Origin of the sequence: Kitasatospora sp. NPDC004615, assembly GCF_042873545.1 — a bacterium.
GTDB lineage: Bacteria > Actinomycetota > Actinomycetes > Streptomycetales > Streptomycetaceae > Kitasatospora.
In genome coordinates, this window is the sequence record NZ_JBIALQ010000001.1 from 1445492 (window position 1) to 1468345 (window position 22854).

The 22854-nt window shown below is 71.9% G+C and carries 16 protein-coding genes and 3 pseudogenes; 9 read left to right on the top strand and 10 right to left on the bottom strand.

All coding sequences use genetic code 11. From position 1 onward, the window contains the following. Positions 1–27 precede the first annotated feature (27 nt). The 3 genes from ACFYS8_RS06375 to ACFYS8_RS06385 all read right to left on the bottom strand — a co-directional run bounded on the left by ACFYS8_RS06375 (position 28) and on the right by ACFYS8_RS06385 (position 4284). Positions 28–438 carry a hypothetical protein gene (locus ACFYS8_RS06375; protein ID WP_387636510.1) on the bottom strand — a complete coding sequence of 137 codons (411 nt, stop codon included), beginning with the start codon at positions 436–438 and terminating at the stop codon, positions 28–30. A gap of 481 nt (positions 439–919) precedes the next feature. Next, positions 920–2623: a serine/threonine-protein kinase gene (locus ACFYS8_RS06380; protein WP_387636512.1), complete on the bottom strand. Its 1704-nt coding sequence runs from the start codon at positions 2621–2623 to the stop codon at positions 920–922. Then, positions 2620–4284, bottom strand: coding sequence for a serine/threonine-protein kinase (locus ACFYS8_RS06385; RefSeq protein ID WP_387636515.1), 1665 nt, complete (start codon positions 4282–4284; stop codon positions 2620–2622). The genes ACFYS8_RS06380 and ACFYS8_RS06385 overlap by 4 nt, the downstream gene beginning before the upstream one ends. A gap of 169 nt (positions 4285–4453) precedes the next feature. Between ACFYS8_RS06385 and ACFYS8_RS06390 the strand changes: the two are divergent. Continuing rightward, a pseudogene (locus tag ACFYS8_RS06390) lies at positions 4454–5079 on the top strand (serine hydrolase domain-containing protein). Between the two features lie 411 nt (positions 5080–5490). Here ACFYS8_RS06390 and ACFYS8_RS06395 read toward each other — a convergent pair. Continuing rightward, a complete protein-coding gene (locus ACFYS8_RS06395; RefSeq protein WP_387636518.1) occupies positions 5491–6213 on the bottom strand; it encodes an LURP-one-related/scramblase family protein in 723 nt (240 codons plus the stop codon). Between the two features lie 280 nt (positions 6214–6493). On the opposite strand from ACFYS8_RS06395, the gene ACFYS8_RS06400 reads away from it, so the two are divergent. The 4 genes from ACFYS8_RS06400 to xerC all read left to right on the top strand — a co-directional run bounded on the left by ACFYS8_RS06400 (position 6494) and on the right by xerC (position 12069). Further along, positions 6494–7579, top strand: a complete 1086-nt coding sequence (locus tag ACFYS8_RS06400; protein WP_387636520.1) for a transposase — start codon at positions 6494–6496, stop codon at positions 7577–7579. Between the two features lie 232 nt (positions 7580–7811). Further along, positions 7812–9095 (top strand): serine hydrolase domain-containing protein, encoded by a 1284-nt coding sequence (locus tag ACFYS8_RS06405; protein WP_387636523.1) that lies wholly within the window; start codon positions 7812–7814, stop codon positions 9093–9095. Positions 9096–9437: 342 nt separating this feature from the next. After that, positions 9438–11009: an FAD-dependent monooxygenase gene (locus tag ACFYS8_RS06410; protein ID WP_387636525.1), complete on the top strand. Its 1572-nt coding sequence runs from the start codon at positions 9438–9440 to the stop codon at positions 11007–11009. A gap of 199 nt (positions 11010–11208) precedes the next feature. Then, positions 11209–12069 (top strand): tyrosine recombinase XerC, encoded by an 861-nt coding sequence (gene xerC, locus ACFYS8_RS06415; RefSeq protein WP_387636528.1) that lies wholly within the window; start codon positions 11209–11211, stop codon positions 12067–12069. Here xerC and ACFYS8_RS06420 read toward each other — a convergent pair. Continuing rightward, positions 11973–13160, bottom strand: a complete 1188-nt coding sequence (locus tag ACFYS8_RS06420) for a TetR/AcrR family transcriptional regulator (protein ID WP_387636530.1) — start codon at positions 13158–13160, stop codon at positions 11973–11975. The two genes, xerC and ACFYS8_RS06420, sit on opposite strands and share 97 nt — an antisense overlap. Before the next feature lie 96 nt (positions 13161–13256). Between ACFYS8_RS06420 and ACFYS8_RS06425 the strand changes: the two genes are divergently transcribed. The 3 genes from ACFYS8_RS06425 to ACFYS8_RS06435 are packed head-to-tail and all read left to right on the top strand — an operon-like array spanning position 13257 to position 18361. Then, positions 13257–14498: a glycoside hydrolase family 1 protein gene (locus tag ACFYS8_RS06425; protein WP_387636532.1), complete on the top strand. Its 1242-nt coding sequence runs from the start codon at positions 13257–13259 to the stop codon at positions 14496–14498. Positions 14499–14523: 25 nt separating this feature from the next. Beyond that, entirely contained in the window at positions 14524–15849 is a 1326-nt protein-coding gene (locus ACFYS8_RS06430) for an MFS transporter (RefSeq protein ID WP_387636535.1), read from the top strand. A 55-nt stretch (positions 15850–15904) separates the two neighbouring features. Then, positions 15905–18361 (top strand): beta-glucosidase, encoded by a 2457-nt coding sequence (locus ACFYS8_RS06435; RefSeq protein ID WP_387636537.1) that lies wholly within the window; start codon positions 15905–15907, stop codon positions 18359–18361. Between the two features lie 391 nt (positions 18362–18752). Here the strand turns inward: ACFYS8_RS06435 and ACFYS8_RS06440 are convergent. Beyond that, positions 18753–18866, bottom strand: a pseudogene (locus ACFYS8_RS06440) (DALR anticodon-binding domain-containing protein); the annotation flags it as partial. A gap of 161 nt (positions 18867–19027) precedes the next feature. Between ACFYS8_RS06440 and ACFYS8_RS06445 the strand changes: the two are divergent. Beyond that, positions 19028–19612, top strand: a pseudogene (locus ACFYS8_RS06445) (tyrosine-type recombinase/integrase); the annotation flags it as partial. 339 nt (positions 19613–19951) lie between these two features. Here ACFYS8_RS06445 and ACFYS8_RS06450 read toward each other — a convergent pair. The 4 genes from ACFYS8_RS06450 to ACFYS8_RS06465 form a co-directional block, all read right to left on the bottom strand. After that, the gene (locus tag ACFYS8_RS06450; protein WP_387636906.1) at positions 19952–20233 is read right to left on the bottom strand and encodes a hypothetical protein; all 282 of its coding nucleotides are present in this window, start codon (positions 20231–20233) and stop codon (positions 19952–19954) included. A gap of 67 nt (positions 20234–20300) precedes the next feature. After that, the gene (hypE, locus tag ACFYS8_RS06455; protein WP_387636872.1) at positions 20301–21383 is read right to left on the bottom strand and encodes a hydrogenase expression/formation protein HypE; all 1083 of its coding nucleotides are present in this window, start codon (positions 21381–21383) and stop codon (positions 20301–20303) included. A 49-nt stretch (positions 21384–21432) separates the two neighbouring features. After that, positions 21433–22557, bottom strand: a complete 1125-nt coding sequence (hypD, locus tag ACFYS8_RS06460) for a hydrogenase formation protein HypD (RefSeq protein WP_387636539.1) — start codon at positions 22555–22557, stop codon at positions 21433–21435. Next, complete coding sequence (locus ACFYS8_RS06465; RefSeq protein ID WP_189272948.1) at positions 22554–22844, bottom strand: HypC/HybG/HupF family hydrogenase formation chaperone; 291 nt, start codon at positions 22842–22844, stop codon at positions 22554–22556. The genes hypD and ACFYS8_RS06465 overlap by 4 nt, the downstream gene beginning before the upstream one ends. Positions 22845–22854 lie beyond the last annotated feature (10 nt).

Here is a 22854-nt window from a genome sequence, read left to right on the forward strand (position 1 = left end):
AGCAGACCCTGCCATCGTTCGGCGGCGTCAGCGGACGAAGATCCGGTGCGGGGTGTTCGTGGTGGTGGGCTGGTCGCGGTCCACACGGACGCCCGAATAGGTCTTTGCCCCGCTGCGTACGCCGAAGCTGGTGGCCACGGCCAACAAGCCGGTCACGCCTGCCAAGCCGGCACCCGCGCCGCTGCCGCCGATGAGACAAGCGATGACAACAAGGCCGATCCCCGCCACGAGCAGGAGCCAGCCGAGCGTGCTGCGGGTCCGCTGCTTCTGCGCGGCGGTCGGCTCGGATTCCAGCACGACCCTGATGGGGACGCGGCAGTCTCCGCACACTACGTCGAGAACCACGGACCCCGTTTCCGGGCGTCGGCTCGCGCCGAGCGGGAACAGGTGCCACTGCGACCGATAGGTCGTGCTGCGCAGCCCCTCGGTGCGGGTCATGCTCGTTCGGTGGCCCAGGCGAAACTGTGAGATCTCAGTGGGTACGCTCATGGATCTCGCTCCATTCTCCCCGTGCACGGTCCCCCACAAGTCCGCGCGAGTCGCGATGCTAGCAGGCGCGCATGTACACGACGAGGCCATCGGGCAACGCCCAGGCGACGACCTCAGCCGCCGGCCGGCGGACCAGCGGATAAAGCACTTCGGCTGGTGATCCGGCGCCACACCGGGTCGACATGCTGGGCGGCTCGGGATGCTGTGGTCGATGCCGGACGCGCGGTTCGAGGCCGGCCTGGACTGGGCGCAGGTCTGGGCGAAGGAGCCTGGCGCCCGTTGCGCCGCCGCCGGTCGCCCGCCCCCTGGCGGCACATCCGGCTGCTCCACGCCGCGAAGTACCCCAACCCTTGACGCCCTCCAGGAGCCGGAACGCTGCGGTGCGCTGCTGGCAGGGATCAACAAGGTTGAGGGGTGAGACGGGAGCGGCTCACGCTCCCGCCGGGATGGCCGCCAGGGTCGCCCTCGCGACGTCCCGGGCCGACGCCTCGCAGTCCGGGTAGGTGTCGCGCTTCAGGTACACCCGGATCACCAGGTTGCCGGCGCGCACGTTGAGCTGGCATTTGGGGCCGGTGGTGGTGGCGTCGAGCCAGTCGGCCTGGTCGCCGAAGCCCAGGCCGGTCTCGGGCCGGTTGCCCGTCCCGGCGAAGTCCTGTTCGGCAGCCCGGGTGCCGTTCTGGGCGCGGGTCGAACGGTACATCTCCCAGGAGACGATGCCGCTCTCGTCCGGGATCGGATCGCCCTGGCGGAGGGGGGCCGTGGGGAACCAGTGACACTCGGTCTTGGCGTGGTTCCCGATGTTCGTGTCCGATCCCTTGTCCGCCCGCAGCTGATCCTTCATCGGAATAACGGACGCCATCTGCGCGCAGGTCGGCATCGTGTAGTAAGCGTCGGGCAGTTCACTGCCGCCGCCTTTCTGGCTGAGCATCAGGTAGCCGCCGATGCCGAGTCCGGCCGCGAGCAGCCCGCCCACGACCCACCACCTGATATGGCGTGGGGCGCGAGGACGGGGCGGTGCGGCGGGGAGGTCGGACACAGTGCGCAGCGCGGTCGGCGGGGCGGCCGCGGTGGGCGGCGCCGGATGCTCGGCCCCACCGCTCAGCAAATGCTCGGCGCGGGCCCGCTGCGCCGCCACCATGAGCTGCAGTGGGGGGCGGGGAAGGGGCGGTACGGCGGGGAGGTCGGGCACAGTGCGCAGCGCGGTCGGCGGGGCGGCCGCGGTGGGCGGCGCCGGGTGCTCGGCCCCACCGCTCAGCAAATGCTCGGCGCGGGCCCGCTGCGCCGCCACCATGAGCTGCACGGCGGGTGGCCACGGCTCGGTCGCCGGGGGCACCGGCCCGAGCAGGGCCAGTAGTTCGGCCGGCGTGGGGCGGTCGGCCGGCTGCTTGGCCAGGCAGCGCGCGACGATCCCGTGCAGGGCCGGCGGCAGGGCGGTCAGGTCGGGTTCGGCGTGCACGACGTTGTAGAGCGTCTGCAGGACGGACGGGCCGGCGAACGGGCTGTGGCCGGTCGCCGCCAGCACCAGCACCGAGCCGAGCGAGAAGACGTCGCTCGCCGCGGTCAGCTCCCGGCCGTCCGCCTGCTCCGGCGACATGAACTGCGGAGAACCGATCACCCAGCCGGTGCCGGTGAGCTCGGTGGTTTCCCGCCCCTCCGCCGCGCGCGCGATGCCGAAGTCGATGACCCGGGCCCCGTCCTGGGCGAGCAGCACGTTTTCGGGCTTGAGGTCGCGGTGTACCAGGCCGGCCCGGTGGATCTCCGCCAGGGCCGTTGCCAGGCCGACCGCCAGCCGGTGCAGTGCCGGTCCCGGCAGTGCGCCGGCCTTCCCGACGGCTGCGGCGAGCGACGGGCCGGCCACGAACACGGAGGCCAGCCAGGGCTGTTCGGCGTCCGGGTCGGCGTCCAGTACGGCCGCCGTGTACGCCCCGGAGACCCGGCGGGATGCGGCCACCTCGCGCCGGAAGCGGGCCCGGAAGTCGGGCTCGGCCGCGTGCCGGGCGTGCACCAGCTTCACCGCTGCCGGGCGCCCGTCCGGTGTGACTCCGAGCAGCACCCGGCCCATGCCGCCCCGGCCCAGTTCGGCGAGCAGCACGTACGGTCCGGCCTGCCGGGGCAGTTGGTCCTCTCCGCTCACAGGGCCGCCACCGCCGCCAGGCCCTGGCGGGCCATGTCCTTGGCGAGGTTCTGGCAGACCGCCCCCCTCGGGTAGTGGACGCCCTTGACCATGATGAACATCTCCACGTTGACGTCCCGGACGTACAGCTCGCAGTTGGCGTCATCGGGGGTGGCGTACCACATGCCCTCCTCGCCGATACCGAGGTTCGGGTCGCGCGGGGTCTTGGCGCCGAGGTACATGCCCTCGTAATGCTGCTTCGCGAGTTGGGCACCGGTGAGGCCCCCCGGTCGGGAGAGGAACAGGTTCCAGTCGACCTCGACCTCGTCGCCCGAGCGGCTGTCCCAGAAGCAGGAGTTCGCCGGATGCTGCTGCCCGCCCGGGCCGGGCTCCTGGCCCACGCCGTCGCTGTTGCCGCTGGGCATGCCGAAGTCGGCCGGAGCCTTGATGCTGCGGTCGGCCTGCGCGCAGGTGGGGAGGGTCTTGGTGTACTTGTCGGCGACCTGGGCGAGCGGGGTGCTGCCGGGTGTCGGCACGGGGTCGGGGGCCACCGCCTGGTACACCTTGTCCGGGCCGGCCGTCAGCACCACGGCCGCCACGGTGGCGAGCACCACGCAGGACGCGATGACGGGGACGAGCCAGCGGGGACGGCGGCGCGGGGCGGGGAGCGTCGCGACGGGGGCGGTCATGGTGGGGGCGGTGGCCACGGAGGCAGTCACCGCCGGAGCAGGGGCGGCCATGGTGGGGGCGGTGGCCACAGAGGCGGTCACCGCCGGAGCAGGGGCGGCCGGGGGCGCGGCCTGCGCCAGCCGGGCCGCGGTGCTTCTCTTCTCTTCGATCTGCGCGTACACGCTCGCCGGCCACGGGCGTGCGGTCGGGGCCAGCGGGCCCACCAGCTCCAGGAGCTGACCGGACGTCGGCCGGTCGGCCGGCTCGTTCGCCAGGCACGGGTCGACGATCCGGCGCAGCCCGGCCGGGACCGCGGCGAGGTCGGGCACGCCGTGCGCGACGGCGTGCATGACGGCGAGCGGCGAGTCACCGGCGTACGGGCTACGGCCGGTGGCGGCCGTGACGAGTGTGACGCCGAGCGAGAAGACGTCGCTCGCCGGCCCCGGCTGCTCGCCGCGCACCTGCTCGGGCGACATGAACGCGGGCGAGCCGATCACCGCTCCCGTGCGGGTGAGCACCGTCTCGTGGTCGGCGGCGCGGGCGATCCCGAAGTCCACCACCCGGACGCCGTCGGCCGTCAGCAGGACGTTCGACGGCTTGAGGTCCCGGTGCACGAGCCCGACGCGGTGCACCTCCGCCAGCGCCTGCGCGAGCCCGGCAGCGAGCAGGCGCACCGTCTGCTCGGGCAGCGCCCCGCCCGCCTCCAGCGCCTCGGCGAGGGTCGGCCCGGCGAGGAAGAGCGAGGCGAGCCAGGGGGTGGGCGCATCGGGGTCGGCGGCGATGACCGGTGCGGCGTACGCCCCGGAGACCCGGCGGGATGCATCCACCTCCCGCCGGAAGCGGGAGCGGAACCCGGGGTCCTCCGCGAGGTCGGCGTGCACCCGCTTGATGGCGACGAGCCGCCCGTCCGGCGCCACCCCGAGCAGTACCTGCCCCATGCCGCCCTGTCCGAGCACCCCGGCCGTGCGGAACGGTCCGATGTGCGTCGGGTCGTGAGATGCCAGTGATTGCACGCCAGGTCCCCCTTGCCCGTGAGTCTAATGCCTTGCCGATTGTCCGCCTGCTCGATGGGTCCCGAGCAGGCGGCCAACTCCTTTCACTCAAGCCAAAGTTGATCCCGAGCCCGGCATCCAGTACGCACTGAACACCCAGCCCAACCAGCCCTGGCCCCCGCAGAGTCTGGTGGACCTCGCGCTCTCCAAGCGCGCGCCCGTCTCCGCGCCGGGCCGGCAGTGGAGCTACGCCAACACCAACTACGTCCTGGCCGGCATGGTGGTCAAGGCCGTCACCGGCCACGAGGCAGCCACCGAAATCCAGCGGCGCATCATGGAACCGCTCGGGCTGCACGACACCAGCTTTCCCACCGCCGATCCCGCGCTGTACGGCAACTACCTCCACGGCTACCTGCACCCGGTGATCTTCTACACGTCACGGTCTCCAACGTGCAGATCTACGGGAGCGCCGGCGCCATGGTGTCGACCCTGGACGACCTGGCCGCGCTCTCCCGTGCCCTGCTGACCGGACAGCTCCTGGCGCCCGCGCAGATGGCCGAACTCAAGAACACCGTACCGATGGACAGTTCAGGCACCTCCGCGTACGGGCTGGGCGTCGAACACCTGCAACTGCCCTGCAGACAGTGGGCCTTGGGACACGGCGGCGCCGTACTCGGCTACCTCAGCAACTGGCTGAGCAGCGAGGACGGCACCAAGCAGGTGCTGTACGCGAACAACGAATTCCACCTGACGGGCGGAACCCAGGGCCAGCGCGACACCGTCAACGCCGCGTTCGACGCCTTCTGCGCGCTGTAGCCCCGAACTCGAACCCCAGTTCCGGGCCGATACGGCCCATGCCTGGCGAGCCGAGCCCTCGACCCCGGAGGGCTCGGCTCGTCAGATCCTGCAACCACACGACCGATCAGGCTGCGGCCCGACGGTCGAACCCCGCCCAACGGCCCCACCAAACTCGCCCTGGGTTCCCGCAACTTGTTCCAGAAGGTCGGAGGCCGAACGCTCCTCCTCTGCGGGCGGGGTACTGCGGGCTGAGCAAGTGCGGGTGGTGCGCGCGTGGGACAGCGGCTCCGCAGAGCACGGCGAATGGCGCCGCAGAGCACGGCGAATGCCACCTCGGAATGCAGGCGATCGGGCTTTTACTCAACGGGAGCCCCACCCCTGGAAGCCGCCCGATCGGGGGCGGGGCTCCGAACACGCACGGTTCGCGGGTCAGCCGAGGCCGCGGGTGTCCTGCTTCAGCGCGGTGTCCACGGTGAGCGCGGTCGCCACGACGAGGCTGATCAGCGGGTCGGGGAGCGGGCGGTGGATCTGGAGCACGTAGTTGTCGGCCGTGGTGAACATCGTCTTCGCCAGGCCTTCCCAGGTCTTGGTGATCCGGGCGACCTCGGTGTCTGTCTCGTCGACGATGGAGAAGTTCCAGGCCCGCCAGTTCTCCGCCTTGATGGCGCCGACCCTCCGGCCGCCGACCTCCATCGCGAAGTTGATCTTCCCGAAGACGTTCTGCTGGATGATCTGGCCGACCTCCTGGCCGTCCGGCCGCTGCACGATCACCCGCGACTTGATGATCTTCGCCGGACGGGTCAGCAGCAGCACCGGGGTGCCGTGCGCGTCACGGATCTCCAGCTTGTGGGTCAGGCACTGGTCGACGGAGGAGAGCAGCCGGAGCGCCTTGCGCAGGCCGCTCTGGCCGACCTGAACCACGGAGCCCAGCGTGGCGCCCCGCTGATCGAAGACCGCATACTCGTTGGTCAGCTCGATCAGCTTGACCTTCTGGTTCACCACCAGAACGGGCTCGGAGAAGAGAGTGCCGCCGCCACCGAGGACCGGCCCGACGCCCGCCTGCTGCTGCACCTGGCGCTGCACCTTGGCGGAGTCGCCGACCGGAGCGGCCGGCTGCCCGGGGAAGCCCGGGGTGTTCGTATTCTGGGACATGGCGGGCAGGCTAGGGCCAATCCCCGGTGGGTAGCTAGATCATTTCGGACGGCCGCCGGACTCGTCCGGGGCATCGAGTGGTGAATTCGACCTGCGGGTTTGGGCGTTGTGAACGCCGGCCGACACTCGACACAGCGGGCGTGTCCGACATCACATCCACTGATCGCGCGCGGACGATGGCCTGCCCCGCAGCAGGCCGGCCCGACTGTCGAGACCCTGCTCGGCGACGGTCCGCCGCAGGCAGCCGGCCACCTGTCGCACCACCCCGCTGCCCCGCCGCGTGAAAGTCACCGGGTTCGCCCGCGGGCGACCATCGCGATCGGCCGCGAGCCGCCGAGCCCGGAGACAGGCACAAGCCATCGGATCAGGCCATGGCCGCCGCGGCGAACAGCCGCCGGCGCCTGTCCCTCGCCGGTGCCGGCGTGGCCACCACACAGGCCCCGGTCACCCCCGGCCGGCGCCTCGCCGTTCGCTCAGGCGCGCCGACCTGCCGGCCGGCGGCCGATTTGTCGAGCAAGAAGCAGGCGGCGAAGCCCGTCACCCGGCAGTCGCCACGCTAGGCCACGACGTCGAGCATGCCGCAGACGACCAGCGACATTCCGGGGGGCAGGCCCCCAGCACGACTGTCGGAACGCCGGGCGAGGGCCGTCAGCTCCCGCCGGATCAACCGCAGTGCCTCCGCAAAGACTGGGGCATTCATTGCCACACCCTCTCCGCCGTCGACAACAACCAACTCCTCCTCACAGCCCCGAAAACCCCGCACAGCAAGACCTGGGCCGCCCCCTCCCAACGCGCCGGTACCGCACTCGACGACCGCACCGACACCAGCGCCTTCGGCAACGTCGCCGACAACCGCGACTACGTCTTCCACCGCCACGGCCGACCCCCGCACCCCAAGACCGTCCTCGACCGGTTCCACCTGCTCTGCGACAAAGCCGGCGTCCCCCGAATCGCCCTGCACGACCTGCGCCACCTCGCCGCCAGCTTCGCCCTCGCCGCCAACACTCCCCCGCCGGCCATTTCCAAGACCTTACGCCACCGAACCCTGTCGACCAGCGCCTACATCTACGCCGAAAGTGGTCCCAAGGATTCGTCGCGGGCGATCCGCAGCTACCTGCGGCGGCGCGGGATCCGGGCGGTGATCCCGCAGCCCGCCCACCAGGCCGCCAACCGCAAACGGAGCGGCAGCCGCGGAGGCCGGCCACCGGCCTTCGACCATGACGCCTACAGGCGGCGCAATACGGTCGAACGCTGCATCAGCAAGCTCAAGCAGTGGCGCGGTCTCGCCACCCGCTACGACAAGACCGCCACCAGCTACCTCGCCGCACTCCACCTCGCCGCCATCTTCATCTGGTCAGCGAGATGATCCGAAAGAAACGGCATAGACCGAGTGACCCGCCGCTTCGCGGGGGCGCATCAGGGATCCGTCGGGGGCGGCCGCGACCTGAGGTGGAGTTCTGCGGGCGGGAAGATGGGACTCTGGGCGGAGCTGCTCCGGCTCCGAGGAGGACGTCTCCTCTCGCACCGGCCTGACACTCTCTCAATTGCCTTTGTGGTCAATGGCGTTGGTTTCATCGGCCGGTTTCCTGGAGGGTGGCATGGTGGACGGGGCAGCGGGTCCGAGGCTTGGGAAGATCGGGGCGGAGAGTCGGCGGTGGCGTTCGGCGGTCGTGGTGCTCGCCTGCGCGGGCCTGCTGGCGGCCTTCGCGCCGGCCGCCGGTGCGACGGGCACCTCGGCGGCGCCCGACCTGGTGGCGGTGAGCGGAACGCGGGCCGGGGACGGGGCGGGCATGGACGCGGTGGTCCGGGCCATGGTGCGGGAGGGCGGCGCCTCGGCGACGCTGGCCCGAGTCCGGGAGAACGGCTCCACGGTGTGGAAGGGTGCGGCCGGCGTGGCGAACATGGCCACCGGCGCGCCCGCCGATCCGGAGGGTCGTTTCCGGATCGGCAGCGTCACCAAGACCTTCGTCGCGACGGTGGTCCTCCAGCTGGTCGCGGAACACCGACTCGGCCTCGACGACTCCGTGGAGAGCCACCTGCCGGGCGCGGTGCCGAACGGCGCCGGCATCACGGTGCGCCAACTGCTCAACCACACCAGCGGCATCCACGACTACACCGACGACCCGGCGTTCGACATCACCAACCCGGAGACGCTGCGGCAGTGGCTGACGGGCGGACGCTGGACGTCCTACCGTCCGCAGCAGCTCGTGGACATCGCCAACAAGTACCCGCCGTACTTCGCCCCCGGGCAGGGCTGGCACTACTCCAACACCGACTACATCCTCATCGGCATGCTCATCGAGCGCCTCACCGGCCGCAGTTGGGCGCAGGAGGTGACCAGCCGCATCATCCGGCCGCTGGGTCTGACGGACACCTCGATGCCCATCGACTCGCCCTTCGTACCCGGCCCGCACGCGCACGGCTACCTCAAGCTCCCCACCGGCCCGGCCGACGTGACGCTACTCAACCCGTCGGTGGCGGGCGCCGCTGGGGCGGGCATCTCCACCACCGCGGATCTCACCCGCTTCATCGCCGCCCTGCTCGGGGGACGACTGCTCGGCCCGGCCGAACTCGCCGAGATGAAGCGCACCGACGGCGCGAGTGCGGCCGTCGGCTACGGCCTCGGGCTCCAGCGGATGACCATGCCCTGCGGCGAGTTCTGGGGGCACGACGGCGGCATCCCCGGCTACAACACCCTGCTGGTCGGCGAGGCCAACGGCCAGCGGCAGTTCGCCACCTCGATCAACCGGTACGACATGTCCGACCACGCCGCGATGATCCGAACCTCCAACGCCCTGTACTCCACGGGCATCTGCGGCAACCGCCCTTCGACCTCCTCGCCGTCCACCACAATGCTGCGGCCCGCCGGACCGCTCACCTGACCCCGGAACCCCCGCCAGGGCCTGCCTCCTTGAAAAACCGGCTCGTGTTTGACACCGGTGCGCTCACCGGCCGTACGGCTCGTCTCGGAGGCCGCGCCTTCTTCCACGGCGGGTCGGCTGCACCGGGGCGGTGTGCTCGTCGTCGTGCACCCGCGTGAGCACGTTCGGTGTATGCCGACGCGCGGACATTGCGGTCGGCCGCAGGGTGCGGATGATTGACCAGGTGGCGGTTCAGGTCGACTTCGAGCGTGGCTACGCCACCGGCGCGGCCGAGTTGCCGACCCGGCCTGTCACCGTCACCGAGTGCCCCGACGGACCCGGGGTGGGCAGGAGGAGCTTGACATGCCCGTAGCCAACGCCGGGGCGGACGTATTGATCGTCGGTGGTGGGCCGGTCGGGCTCACCGCTCGGGCGCTTCTGGAGCGCTGGGGTGTGCGGGCACTGCTGGTCGAGAAGCACCGCAAGCTGTCACCATTTCCCCGGTCCCGGCTGGTCAACGTGCGCTCGATGGAGATCTTTCGCCAGCTCGGGCTTGCCGACAAGATCACGGCCAACGCATTCGCACCGGAATACGGCCGCGTCCGCTTCCGCGACACCCTGCGCGACCGCGACTTCGCCACCGCGGCGATGGTCGGGGTCAACGCGCCGGTTCCGGAGAGCCCCGCAATCGGCGTGGTCACCTCGCAGGATCGGTTGGAACCCACGCTTCTCGCCGCCGCGGACGCGCACATGCGGTTCGGGGTCGAGCTCGTCGACCTGGTCGAGGAAGCCGAGAGCGTCGTGGCCTTGCTCGTCGACCACCAGCGCGGTGAGAAGGTTCGCGTCCGTGCCCGCTATGTCATCGCCGCTGACGGCGCGAGCTCCACGGTCCGGCAACGGCTGGGAATCGACACCACCGGCCCCGGAGCAATCGGGGACTTCACCACCGTCGTGTTCGACGCCGACCTCAACCGCTGGTGCGCCCGCCAGCCCGCCGGGGTCTACTTCACCGCGCACGGAACGTTCCTCCCGCTCTACCCCGAGGGAGGCTGGGCCTGGTTCGTTCCCACGCCCGAAGACGCTGCTCGGGCCGACTGGGCCGGCCTTGTCTCGCGCGCCCTCGGCGCCGACTCCGACGTACAAGCCGACGTGTTGCGGGTCCAGCACTGGGTGATGAACGGGTTCGTCGCCGAACGCTTCCGCCACGGCCGGATCCTGCTGGCCGGCGATGCCGCGCATGCGGTGCCCATCATCGGCGGTCTGGGCATGAACGCCGGCGTCGCCGATGTGCACAACCTGTGCTGGAAACTGGCGGGCGTTCTCCAAGGGTGGGCCGAACCAAGCCTGCTGGAAACCTACGAGACGGAGCGACAGCCCGTCGCCCAGCAGACTCTCCACCAAGCCGTGGCCAACACCCAACTGCTGCTCCAAGTAGTGAACCGGCGCCGCGAGCAGCTGCGGACCGGCAAAGCGGCACCGGCACAGGTCGAACTTCCGTGGTCGGAGCAGTACTTCGCCCAGCTCGGTCTCGTGCTCGGCGTCACCTACCACTCTGCCGCCGTCCTCACCGACGGCAGCACCCCGCCCGAGCCGTCCGACCCCGGCACGGACTATGTCCCCACCGCAGAGCCGGGCCATCGTGTGCCACACCTCTGGCTCACCCGCGACCGCTCCACCCTCGACACCCTCGGCGAGTGGTTCACCTTGCTCACCCCGGACCCCACTCACTGGGAGCAACAGACCGCCGCGCCATGGCCGCTGCACATCGAGGCCCTTCCCATTGAGCACGCCGCTCTCTGCAACCTCCGGCCGCACGGAGCCCTACTCGTCCGCCCCGACGGCCACATCGGCGCCCGCTGGCGGGACCACCCACCGAGCGACGCCACCCTCCACCACGCCCTCACCGCAATCACCCGCTCGACAGCCCCCTGGTAGCCCGGCGCCCGATGACGCGGACCGGCGGTGCGGCTGCTCGGACGGCAACGGCAGTCAACTGGGCCCGTGGCGCCCACAGTTGGCCGCGAACGTAAAGCACGGGAAGTGAACCTACTGCGTCGACCTCGCCCCCGACGAGGGACGGCGCCGCACCCGCCGACGGGGCGGGTTCGCCACCAAGGCCGAAGCCGGACGGGAGATGGCCGCGGTCCTCGACGGGGAACTGCGCGGGGTCTACGAGAACCGCCGCACCACGGTCGCCAGCTTCCTGCGGGAGTGGCTGACTCTGCAAAAGGCGCGGTTGGCACCGAAGACGTACGCGGGCTACGCGGCGTGCGTGGAGCGCGGCCTGATCCCGGCCTTCGGCCGCCACCGGCTCCTCGACCTGCGGCCCCAGCACATCGACGACTGGATCACCGCCCAACTCAACGCGGGGCGGGGCAAAGTCACGGTCTACCGGGCCGCCTCCGCCCTGCGCAACGCGCTGAACACCGCCGTACGCTGCTGGCGCCTGCGCTACAACCCCGCCAAGCACTCCGTCCCGCCCGAGCCCCGCGATGCCGAACGCACCTGGTGGACCCCGGACGAGACCGCGGCGTTCCTGCGACATGGTTCGGAGCAGGGTGTCCCGCCAGTGGTCACGGCAAGACTGGCTGCAAGCCGGACTCCGGCCCGTCCGACCAGGAACAGCGCGATGTCGGTGAGCATCACGCCCAGGTCATGCCCACCACCCGCTCCTGGTCGGCACAGACCCCTCAAACAAGCGATCACCATCACACTCGATCCAGCCTCTCCGCGATCTCCAAACGGCAAGGTCGGACGCCCAGTTGGTGTTCTCACCGCCCGCACCACGGCACTGGGGACTACCCGACGGATCATCTCGGGCGGGTGCGGGCTCCCCCGGTACGGCTGGCGTCGTGGGCGGGTGCTTCCCGTCCGGGACGGCCGCCGGGCGCCGCGGTGTCAGGGTGCGAGCGGCTCGCGCGCGATACGTCCGTGCAGGCGGGGCGGGAGCGCGTCCTCGATGAGGGTGCCCAGCTCCACGTCCTCGGGCTCGTAGAGCCAGGCGATGAGCCCTCCGAGCGCGAGCGCGAGGAGCCACTGTGCCGCTGCGCGCACCTCGTCCCGCGCTGCCGGTCCAACCGCTGCAAGGTCGCGCTCGATGATGGAGAGGCTGTACTCGAGTCGTCCGGCCATCAGAGCGTGCGCGGGATGGGAGGGCGTGGTGGCCTCGCACATGAGCACGATCTCCGCGGCGGCCTGCCAGCGGGGGCGGGCCAGGAGCGCCGCGAGTCGGCTTCCGGGGTCGGCTTCGTCCGGTGCGGGGGTCGTGAGCTCGGCGACGACCAGGTCGAGGAGGGCGCGCTTGGTCGGGGCGATGTGCACCAGCGCGGCCTTGGTCAGACCGGCCCCGTCGGCCACGGCCTGCATCGAGGTGCCGTAGTAGCCATGGGCCGCGTAGAGGCGGGCCGCGCTCTCGAAGGCCCTGACACGCGGCGCCGGTGCCGGCCGCGTGGCCGCCTCCTCGGTCGGCGGGGCGTCGGGCGGACGCACCGTAGCCGGGGGAGCCGCGGGGATCCCGTGCCTCGTCAAGTCGTCCTGGTAGGCGCCGAGCAGGCCGGGGATGTCGATCCGGCCGGGGAAGTACAAGGAGAGGATCTGCAGGCCGTCCCACGCTGCACCCAGTCGCTGGGCGGCGAGCTTCACCGATCGCTCGTCGCCGCCGAGGCCGCCGAGCAGCCGGACGCCGAGCCGCTTGCTGATCCGGCGGCGGGTCCGCATGAGCTCGTGGCCCGGGTGCTCGGGGCTGGTCGCCTCGCCGATCAGGGCGGTGAAGAGCGGGATCCATCCGGCCTCGGCCTCGTTGCGCCGGGCCACCTCTGCCACGGAGAGAGGCCATCCCGCGCCGCTCGCGCCGTCCGCGAGCCAGGTCCCGTGCTTGCGGTCGAGCCGGTCGACGAGCGCGGTGAGGATCTCCTGCTTGGAGCCGAAGTGACGCAGCAGTGCCGGGTGGGAGATTCCCGAGGCGGCGGCGATGTCGCGCAGCGAGGTGGCCCGGTAGCCCGCTTGGACGAACAGCTCGTGGGAGGCGTCCAGGATGCGTTCGACGCGCTCGCGCCCGGTCCGGTAGCTGCCCCGCTTCATCGCCATCGCTCCAGTATCGCGCCTGTGTCGCCTCTCCAATTAATACCGCCAGCGTGGTAACTTTTCGAGCCGAGGGCGGACCTGTGACCGAAGGAGACCGGTATGACCGGCTTGCGCGAGGATTTCCTCTGGGGAGCTTCCACCTCGCCGCACCAGATCGAGGGCAACAACGTGAACGCGGACTGGTGGGCGACGGAGAACGCCCCCACCTCCCCGTTCCCCGACCGCAGCGGCGACGCGGTCGACAGCTACCACCGTTACGCCGAGGACATGAGGCTGCTGGCGGACGCCGGGCTGAACGCCTACCGCTTCGGCTTCGAGTGGGCACGGATCGAACCGGCGGACGGGCACTTCTCGCGGGCCGAGCGGGACCACTACCGCCGCATGGTCGACACCGCCCACGAGCTGGGCCTGGCACCGGTCGTCACGCTCCAGCACTTCACCCTGCCCCGGTGGTTCGCCGAGTCCGGCGGCTGGCGGCGCCCCGATGCGGCCGACCGGTTCGCCCGCTACATCGAGTTCGTCTCCACCGCGCTGCGGGACGTGGACTGGGTCTGCACGATCAACGAGCCCAACATGCTCGCCGTGTTCGCAAGCGTCCAGGAGGCCTATCTGAACGCCATGATGGGCCAGCAGGCCGGCAAGGCCGACACCGGCCAGGCCGGCGGGCAGGCGGCCACCGAACTGGCGACGGCGCTGGCCGCGGTCCGCCCCGACCGGGTGCTCGGCGACACCCTCGCCAAGGTGCACCGCCGCGCCGTCGAGGTGGTGCGCGCGACGACGAACGCGAAGGCCGGCTGGACGGTCGCGCAGCAGTCATTCACCCCCACCCCGGGCAACGAGGGGGTCTTCGAGCGCATCCACCACGGCTGGGAGGGCTTCTACCTCGACGTCGCCCGCGAGGACGACTTCGTCGGCGTGCAGGCCTACACCAGCCAGCCCGTCGACGCCGACGGCCCGGTCCCGCACCCGGCCCACCCCGACAACACCCTGACCGGCTGGGCGTACCGCCCGGACGCCCTCGGCACCTCGCTGCGCCGCGCCTGGGACGAAGCCGGCGGCATCCCGCTGCTGGTCACCGAAAACGGCATCGCCACCAACGACGACACCCGGCGGATCGCCTACACCGGCGAGGCGCTCGGCCACCTGGAGGCCGCCGCCGCGGACGGCGTCGACGTCCGCGGCTATCTGCACTGGTCAGCGCTCGACAACTACGAATGGGGCCGCTACGCGCCCACTTTCGGCCTGATCGCCGTGGACCGGGAGACCTTCGTCCGCACCCCCAAACCGAGCCTCGCCTGGCTCGGCGCCCGCGCCCGCGCCCACCGCAACGGCCCGCAGTGACTCGGCCGGAGAATCGGAGACCAGCATGTCCGTGCACGCCGCCCCCGGCCCCGCGTACGACCCCCCGCCGGTCACCGGCCCCGCACCCGTAGACGGCCCCCCGCCGGCGGACGACCGGGCGGCGGAACCGAAGGGCCCGGTACCCCCGGAGCTGCGGCGGCTGTTCCGGACCGCCCCGTTCGTCGCCGCCACCGCCCCGGTCGCCTACGCCGTCTCGACGTACTACGCCGCCATCCAGGTCGAGCACCTGGCCCCGGACGCGAAGGCCTCGAACCTCGCGGTGATCAATGCCCTCGGCGCCGTGGCCGCGATGCTCGCCCAGCCGATCGCCGGCGTGCTGTCCGACCGGACCCGCACTCGGTACGGCGCGCGAAGACCGTGGATGCTCGGCGGCGCCCTCATCGGCTCCGTCGCCCTGCTGACCGCCGGGCTCGCGCCGAGCGTGGCCGCGCTGACCGTGTGCGTCATGCTGGTGCAGTTCGGCTTCAACGCCTCCCAGGGACCGTTCTCCGCGGTGCTGCCCGACCGGGTTCCGGAGAAGCTGCGCGGTCGGTACTCGACCGGCGTGGGCCTGGGCGTGCTCCTCGGCTCCGTCGCCGGCCCGGCCGTCGGCTCGGTGTTCGCCGACGACCTCCCGCTCGGGTACGCGCTCATGGCCGGCGTCGTCCTGCTCGGCATCGTGCTGTTCGTCGTGCTCGTGCCCGACCGGGACAACCGCGGTGAGTCACGCCGGCAGTTCTCGCTGCGGGCCTTCCTCGCCGCCTTCTGGGTCAACCCGGTCCGCCACCCCGACTTCTTCTGGGGCTTCGCCGGACGCCTGCTGCTGTTCGGCGGGTACGCGATGCTGAACACCTACCAGCTCTACCTGGCGCAGGACTACCTCGGCCTGACCCTGGAGGAGGCGACGCGGACCGTGCCACTGCTCGGGCTCGCCGCACTGCCCGGCGTCATCGTCGCCACGGCGGTCGCCGGCCCCCTCTCCGACCGCATCGGCCGGCGCAAGCCCGTGGTCCTCCTCGGGGGACTGCTCATCACGTCCGGCACCGTGATCCCGCTCCTGCTGCCGTCGGTGCCCGGACTCGCGCTGTCCGCTCTCGTGGTCGCCTCCGGCTTCGGGGCGTTCATCGCGGTCGACCAGGCGCTGATGAGCAGCGTGCTGCCGAACCCGGACGACTTCGGCAAGGACCTCGGCGTGCTCAACCTCGCCGCCACCCTGCCCAACACCGTCGCACCGGTCGTGGCCGCGGGCGTCGTCCACGTCTTCGGCAGCTACGGCGCGCTCTACCCGGTGGTCGGAGTGATCGCGCTGCTGGGCGCGCTCTCCGTCCTCCCGATCCGCAGCGTCCGCTGACCGGATCGCACCCACTGCACCACCGAACCAACCCCTGTTGTGAAAGGACGCGGCGATGTTCACCACCCCGCCCATCACTGCGCTGGTCGAGCGCCTCACCCTGGAGCAGAAGGTCCGCCTGCTGACCGGCGCCTCCATGTGGTCGCTGCACGACGAACCCGCCGTCGGCCTGCGCCCCATCGTCGTCTCCGACGGTCCCACCGGCGTGCGCGGCACCGCGATGGACGACCGCGACCCCTCGGCCAGCCTGCCCTCGGCGAGCTGCGTCTGCGCCACCTGGGACCTGGAGCAGGTCCGCCGGCTCGGCGCCCTGATCGCCGCCGAGGCCCGGTCCAAGAACGTCGACGTCGTGCTCGGCCCGACGGTCAACCTGCACCGCTCGCCGCGCGGCGGCCGTCACTTCGAGGCGTTCAGCGAGGACCCCTACCTCTCCGGCGAGTTCGGCGCCGCCTACGTCGCCTCCGTCCAGGCGCACGGCGTCGCCACCACCGCGAAGCACTACGTCGCCAACGACTCCGAGACCGACCGCTTCACCGTCGACGTCCACGCCGACGAGCGGACGCTGCGCGAGGTCTACCTGGCACCCTTCGAGCGGATGGTCGACGAGGGGGCCTGGCTGGTGATGTCCGCCTACAACACCGTCAACGGCGTGACGATGTCCGCCAACCCGCTGCTGCGCGACCCGCTGAAGGACGAGTGGGGCTTCGACGGCGTCGTCGTCTCCGACTGGGCGGCGGTGCGCGACACCGAGCCGTCGGCCGCCTCCGGCCAGGACCTCGTCATGCCCGGCCCGGAGGGGCCCTGGGGCGAGGCACTCGTCGAGGCCGTGACGGCCGGACGGGTCCCGCAGAGCGCGATCGACGAGAAGGTCGCCCGGCTGCTGCTGCTCGCCTCACGCGTCGGCGCCCTGGAGAGCGGCCCCGCGGCCACCCCGGTCGAGCCCTGGGACCGCACCGCCATTGCCGACCTGCTGCGCGAGGCCGCCGCCGACGGCATGGTGCTGGCCCGCAACGACGGCACCCTGCCGGTCGAGCCCCGGGACGGACTGACGGTCGGCGTGATCGGGCAGCACGCCCTGCGCGCCCGGGCCCAGGGCGGCGGCTCGGCGACCGTGTTCCCCTACCACGTCGTCACGCCGCTCGAGGGCCTGCGGACCGCCTACGGGAAGCACGCCGTCACCTTCGCGCCCGGCCTGCCGCCGGCCGACGAGCTGCACGCCTTCACCCGGGGCACGGTCACCGACCCGGTCTCGGGCGCCGACGGGGTCCGCGTCCGGTATCTCGACCATGACAGCACCGCGTTCGCCGAGGAGATCATTCCCTCCGGCCGCCTCGCCTGGCTCGGCGACCCGCGCCTGGCCATGGCCGACCGCATCGAGCTGACCACCCGCCTCACCCCCGACCGCGACGGCCGGCACGACCTCGGCTTCGCCGGAGTCGGCGGCTTCACCTTCGAGATCGACGGCGAGACCGTCAGCACCGACTCGCTCGCCGCCCCCGGCGGCGACCCCGTCACCGCGATCCTCAACCCCCCGAAGCGGGTGGTCTCCCGCGACCTGAACCACGGCCAGGCCGTCGAGCTGCGCCTGACCTACCGCCCGGAGCTCCCGGGCGGCTTCCCCGTCGCGATGGTCCAGCTCGGCTACCAGGACCTCTTCGGCGACCCGGCCGAGGAGCTCCGCCGGGCGGTCGAGGTGGCCGCCGCCAGCGACATCGCCGTCGTGGTCGTCGGCACCACCGAAGCCCTGGAGTCGGAGGGCTTCGACCGGTCGGGCCTCGGCCTGCCCGAGGGCCAGGACGAGCTGGTGCGCCGCGTCGCCGCGGCCAACCCCCGCACGGTCGTGGTCGTCAACTCCGGTGCCCCGGTGCTGATGCCCTGGCTCGACGAGGTGGCCGCCGTCGTCCTGTCCTGGTTCCCCGGCCAGGAGTTCGGCGCCGCGCTCGCCGACGTCCTCACCGGCGCCCGCGAGCCCGGCGGGCGGCTGCCCACCACCTGGCCCGCCCGCGAGGAGGACGTCCCGGTGTGGACCGTCGAGCCCCGCGAGGGCCGGCTCGCCTACACCGAGGGCCTCCACGTCGGCTACCGCGCCTGGCTCAAGCGCGAGCAGGCCGGTGGCCGCGGGCCCGCGCTGCCGTTCGGCTCCGGCCTCGGCTACACCACCTGGCGGATCGACCAGCCCACCGTCAGCACCGCCGGGGACCGCGTCGTCGTGCTGGCGGACGTCACCAACACCGGCGCCCGGCCTGGCAAGCAGGTCCTCCAGGCCTACCTGTCCCGCCCGGAGTCGACCGTCGAGCGGCCGGTCGCCTGGCTCGCCGGCTTCACCGCCGTCCGCGCCCAGGCCGGCGAGCGCGTGCTCGCCCGCATCGAGATCGCCCTGCGGGCCTTCCAGCACTGGGACACCGACGCCCACGCCTGGACCACCGAACCCGGCACCTTCACCCTGCGCCTGGCCACCTCCGCCACCGACCCCGGCCACACCGTGACGGTCACCCCCGCGACCGGCGAGTAGCAGGGCGACACAGACCCCCCTTCCCGCGCTCGCGCCTGGGCCCGGGAAGGGGGTGCCCGCCGTGGAACCGGACCTGACGCCCGGTCCCACGGCGGGCACCCGCTGCGGGACCGGCCCCTGACACCCGGTCCCGCAGCACCCGTTCTTCCTCACCGCGCCCGAAGCGGCGGCCCGCCACCGACGCGACCATAAAAAGTGATCGGCATGACGACCCTCGACGGCCTCCGCCTCTGCGGCGCGATGATCTGAATCAAGGACCTCAGCAGGACCACCTCTTGATCGCGTCCTGCTGGGTATTCCGGACTTCCCAGCAGAACTGCAACAGCGAGACATCACGGATATGCCTTCGGGGCGGACAAGTGATCCTGTCCGCCCCGAAGTTCGTCAAGATCTACAGCCGCTCGGGTGTTCCGACGCCGAGGAGGTCCATGCCCTGGCGGAGGGTCTGGCCGGTGAGCCGGCAGAGCAGCAGCCGCGTGACCTCGCGGCTGGGGGCCTTGAGGACGGGGCAGTGCTCGCTGGCCCGTTACCGCTCCTACGTCGAGAACGACCTCGTCCCCGCCCTCGGCGCCATTCCCCCGGGACGACCTCGACCGCCAGCACCTACGCGCCTACGTCACCACCCAACTCCGTTGCGGGCGCGGCAGAGTGACCGTCTACCGGATCATGGCGACCCTATCCAGCTCGTTGACGAGCGCCGTCAACGACGAGCCTGTCCCGCAACGTCGCCAAACCCCCGCTGCTGCCCCGGCCCGCCTCCACACCCGGCGCCTGCGGACCGAGGCCCAGACCTCACGCTTCCTGCGCTTCACCCGGGCCATCGACCCCTTCTACGCCGACCTCGCCGAACTCGTGATCGACACCGGCCCGCGCAAGGGCGAAGCACTCGCCCTCCACTGGCGCGACGCACCGGGCCGAGAACGTCCTGTTCGTCCGACCCTCTCCGTCGTCGACAACAACCAGCTCACCCTCACCACCCCGAAGACCCCGCACAGCAAGACCTGGGTCGCCCTCTCCCACCGCGCGGCCACCGCCCTCGACGACCTCGCCGACACCAGCCCCTTCGGCAACACCACTGACCCCACCGGCTACGTCTTCCACCGCCACGGCCGCCCCCTGCACCCCAAGGCCGTCCTCGACCACTTCCACCTGCTCTGCGACAAAGCCGGCGTCCCCCGCATCGCCCTCCACGACCTGCGCCACCTCGCGATGAGCTTCGGCCTCGCCGCCAACGTCCCCCTGCCGAACATGTCCAAGGCCCTCCGTCACCGAGTCCTGTCCACCAGCGCCGACATCTACGCCGAACTCACCCCCCGCGCCGCCCGCGCAGGCGTCAACGGCATCGCCTGGATCCTCGACACCGCCGACCGCGAAGAACTCGGCACCCCCGTCTGCCGCGCCCGCCGTCCCACACACCAGCACCCGCCACGCCCCGCCAACCGCACCCCGCGCAGACCGAGGCCAGCCGCGCCTGGATCAGCCACCCCCAGAATCACCGCCGCCCTCCACCGCCAGGCCGCCCTCCAGATGAACGCCCACCCTCAAGGCCGGCTCGAAGGACTCGTTTTCCCGGAACCGGACGGCACTCCCCTACGACCCCAACGGGCCCTCGACCAACTCCACAAGCGCACGACCGAAGCCGGCCTGCCCGTCATTGGCCTGCCCGACCTGCGCCGCACCGCCGCCAGCATCGTGATCGCCGAAGGCATCCCCCTCGCCATCGACTCCAAGACACTGCGCCACCCCACCGAGCGCGTCGCCGCCGCACACCACCATGGGCCCGCCGGACTGCGACGGCGCGCCGGAGGGGGTGCGGGGACCGGGCAGCGGGACGGGGCGGTCGCGGTCCGTGGCACCGGGTGGGGTGCTCACCCGTGCGGTCTCCTCACTCGGCCGCCCCAGCCCTTCCTCGTTCCGATGGGCAGGCGTTGCTGCGCGATCAGCAGATTCTCGGTAGCTGCTCGCCGATGGGCAGGTCCATCACCCGGGTGGCGCCGAACGCGGTTCGAGCGACGACCATGCCGGGGTGGTCGGGGACGCATTCACCGATCACTGCCGCGTTGGCGCCGAGCGGGTGCGCGCGCATCGCGTCGAGCACGGCGTCGGCGGTCCGGCGGGGCACGAAGGCGACCAGCTTGCCTTCGTTGGCGACGTACAGCGGGTCGAGGCCCAGCACCGCACAGGCATTCGCCACCTGCGGCGGAATCGGCACCGACCGCTCGTTGACCACCACACCGACCCCGGCGGCCATCGCGATTTCGTTGAGAGCGGCGGCGAGACCGCCGCGGGTGGGATCGCGCAGGACGTGCAGGTCGGGGGTGACGGCGAGCATCGCCTCGACCAGGCCGCCGAGCGACGCGCAGTCGCTCTCGATCTCGACTCCGAACTCCAGGCCCTCGCGCACGCTCATGATGGCCACGCCGTGCAGGCCGATCTCCCCGCTGACGATCACCACGTCACCGGGAGCGGCCCGCTGCGGCCTGATGTCCACGCCGGCCGGGACCAGCCCGATGCCGGCCGTGTTGAGGTAGATGCCGTCGCCGTGACCGGCCTCGACCACCTTGGTGTCGCCGGTGGCGATCTCCACTCCGGCCGCCCGCGCGGCAGCGCCGACGGCCCGCGCGACCCGGTCGACGGCGGCCATCTCCACTCCCTCTTCAAGGATGAAGCCGCAGGACAGGTAGGCGGGCCGCGCGCCGCTCATCGCGAGGTCGTTGACTGTGCCGTTGACGGCAAGGTCCCCGATGCTGCCGCCGGGGAAGAACAGCGGCCGCACCACGTACGAGTCGGTGGAGAAGGCGAGCCGCGCGCCGCCGAGTTCCAGTACGGCGGAGTCGCCGAGGCCGGCGAGGGCAGGGCCGCCGAACGCGGGCGCGAACAAGTTGGCCACCAGCTCGGCGGACATCGCCCCGCCGCCGCCGTGCCCCATCACCACCCTGGGGTGGTCGCGCAGCGGCAGCGGGCAGGACCACCCGGAGAAGTCGGGCGCCGAGGGCGGCCCGTCGGGCGCGGTCGCCGGCAGCGCGGTCGCCGGCGGCGCGGTCGCCGGCGGCGCGGTGAGAATCTCGATGTCAGCCAACGAAGGTCGCCTCCTGGGGAGTGGTCGGCGCGCCCAGTCGCCGGTAGAGGTAGTAGGCCGCGCACGCCCCTTCGCTGGACACCATGGTGGCACCGAGTGGGGTGCGCGGGGTGCAGAGCGTGCCGAAGGCCTCGCACTCGTTCGGCTTGAGTTGCCCTTGCAGCACCTCGCCGGCCCGGCACTGCGCCGGCTCGCAGGTGGTGATCCCGGAGACGTCGAAGCGGTGCTCGGCGTCGTGGTCGCGGTAGCGCGGGGAGAGCCGCCAGCCGCTCTGCGGGATCACTCCGATGCCGCGCCAGGCCCGGTCGGTCACCTCGAAGACGTCTTCCAGCATGGCCCGGGCCGCCGGGTTGCCCTCGGGGCGGACGGCCCGCGGGTAGGCGTTGTCGACTCGGTGCTCGCCGCGCTCCAACTGCCGCACGGTGCGCCGGATCCCCTCCAGGATGTCGAGCGGTTCGAAGCCGGTGACCACGATCGGCACCCGGTGGCGCTCGGCCAGCGCCGGGTATTCCTCGGTGCCCATCACGCTGCACACGTGCCCGGCGGCCAGGAAGCCCTGCACCCGGCAGTCGGGCGAGGTCATGATGGCCTCGATGGCCGGAGGCACCCGGACGTGCGAGACCAGCATGCTGAAGTTGCGCACGCCCAGCTTCCGGGCCTGGTGGACGGCCATGGCGTTGGGCGGGGCCGTGGTCTCGAAGCCGATGCCGAAGAAGACCACCTCGCGGTCCGGGTTCTCCCGGGCGATCCGCAGCGCGTCGAGCGGCGAGTAGACCACCCGGACGTCGCCGCCCTCGCCGCGGACCCGGAACAGGTCGCGGTCGGTGCCGGGCACCCGCAGCATGTCGCCGAAGGAGCAGAAGATCACCTCGGGCCGGGCTGCGATGGCCAGCGCTCGGTCGATCACCTCGAGCGGGGTGACGCACACCGGGCACCCCGGCCCATGGATCAACTCCACGCCCTCCGGCAGCAGTTGGTCGATGCCGTGCCGGATGATGGTGTGCGTCTGCCCGCCGCAGACCTCCATCAGCGCCCACGGCCGGGTGACCGCAGCGCGGATGTCGGCCAGCAGCCCACCCGCCAACTCCGGGTTCTGGAACTCCTCCAGGTACCTCACTGCCGCTCCTCCGTCGCGCCCGTTCCCGCCGCCGCCTCCCATGGGTCGCCGAACTCCTCCTGCAGCAGGCCGAGTTCGGCGAAGAGGTCGAGGGTCTTCCGGGCCGACTCCTCGTCCAGCCGCTGCAACGCGAAACCGACGTGCACGATGGCGTACTCACCGACCTCGAGGTCGGGCAGGTACTCCAGGCACACGTCCTTGACCACCCCGCCGAAGTCGACGACCGCCATTCGCGTCCCGTCCCTTTCCGAGATCTCCATCACCCTGCCGGGCACCGCCAGGCACATTCCTTCTCTC

Coding starts and splice junctions, on each gene's coding strand:
- ACFYS8_RS06375 (WP_387636510.1), bottom strand. CDS start 438: ATGACCCGCACCGAGGGGCTGCGCAGCACGACCTATCGGTCGCAGTGG.
- ACFYS8_RS06395 (WP_387636518.1), bottom strand. CDS start 6,213: ATGTCCCAGAATACGAACACCCCGGGCTTCCCCGGGCAGCCGGCCGCT.
- ACFYS8_RS06405 (WP_387636523.1), top strand. CDS start 7,812: ATGGTGGACGGGGCAGCGGGTCCGAGGCTTGGGAAGATCGGGGCGGAG.
- ACFYS8_RS06410 (WP_387636525.1), top strand. CDS start 9,438: ATGCCCGTAGCCAACGCCGGGGCGGACGTATTGATCGTCGGTGGTGGG.
- xerC (WP_387636528.1), top strand. CDS start 11,209: ATGGCCGCGGTCCTCGACGGGGAACTGCGCGGGGTCTACGAGAACCGC.
- ACFYS8_RS06420 (WP_387636530.1), bottom strand. CDS start 13,160: ATGGCGATGAAGCGGGGCAGCTACCGGACCGGGCGCGAGCGCGTCGAA.
- ACFYS8_RS06425 (WP_387636532.1), top strand. CDS start 13,257: ATGACCGGCTTGCGCGAGGATTTCCTCTGGGGAGCTTCCACCTCGCCG.
- ACFYS8_RS06430 (WP_387636535.1), top strand. CDS start 14,524: ATGTCCGTGCACGCCGCCCCCGGCCCCGCGTACGACCCCCCGCCGGTC.
- ACFYS8_RS06435 (WP_387636537.1), top strand. CDS start 15,905: ATGTTCACCACCCCGCCCATCACTGCGCTGGTCGAGCGCCTCACCCTG.
- ACFYS8_RS06465 (WP_189272948.1), bottom strand. CDS start 22,844: ATGTGCCTGGCGGTGCCCGGCAGGGTGATGGAGATCTCGGAAAGGGAC.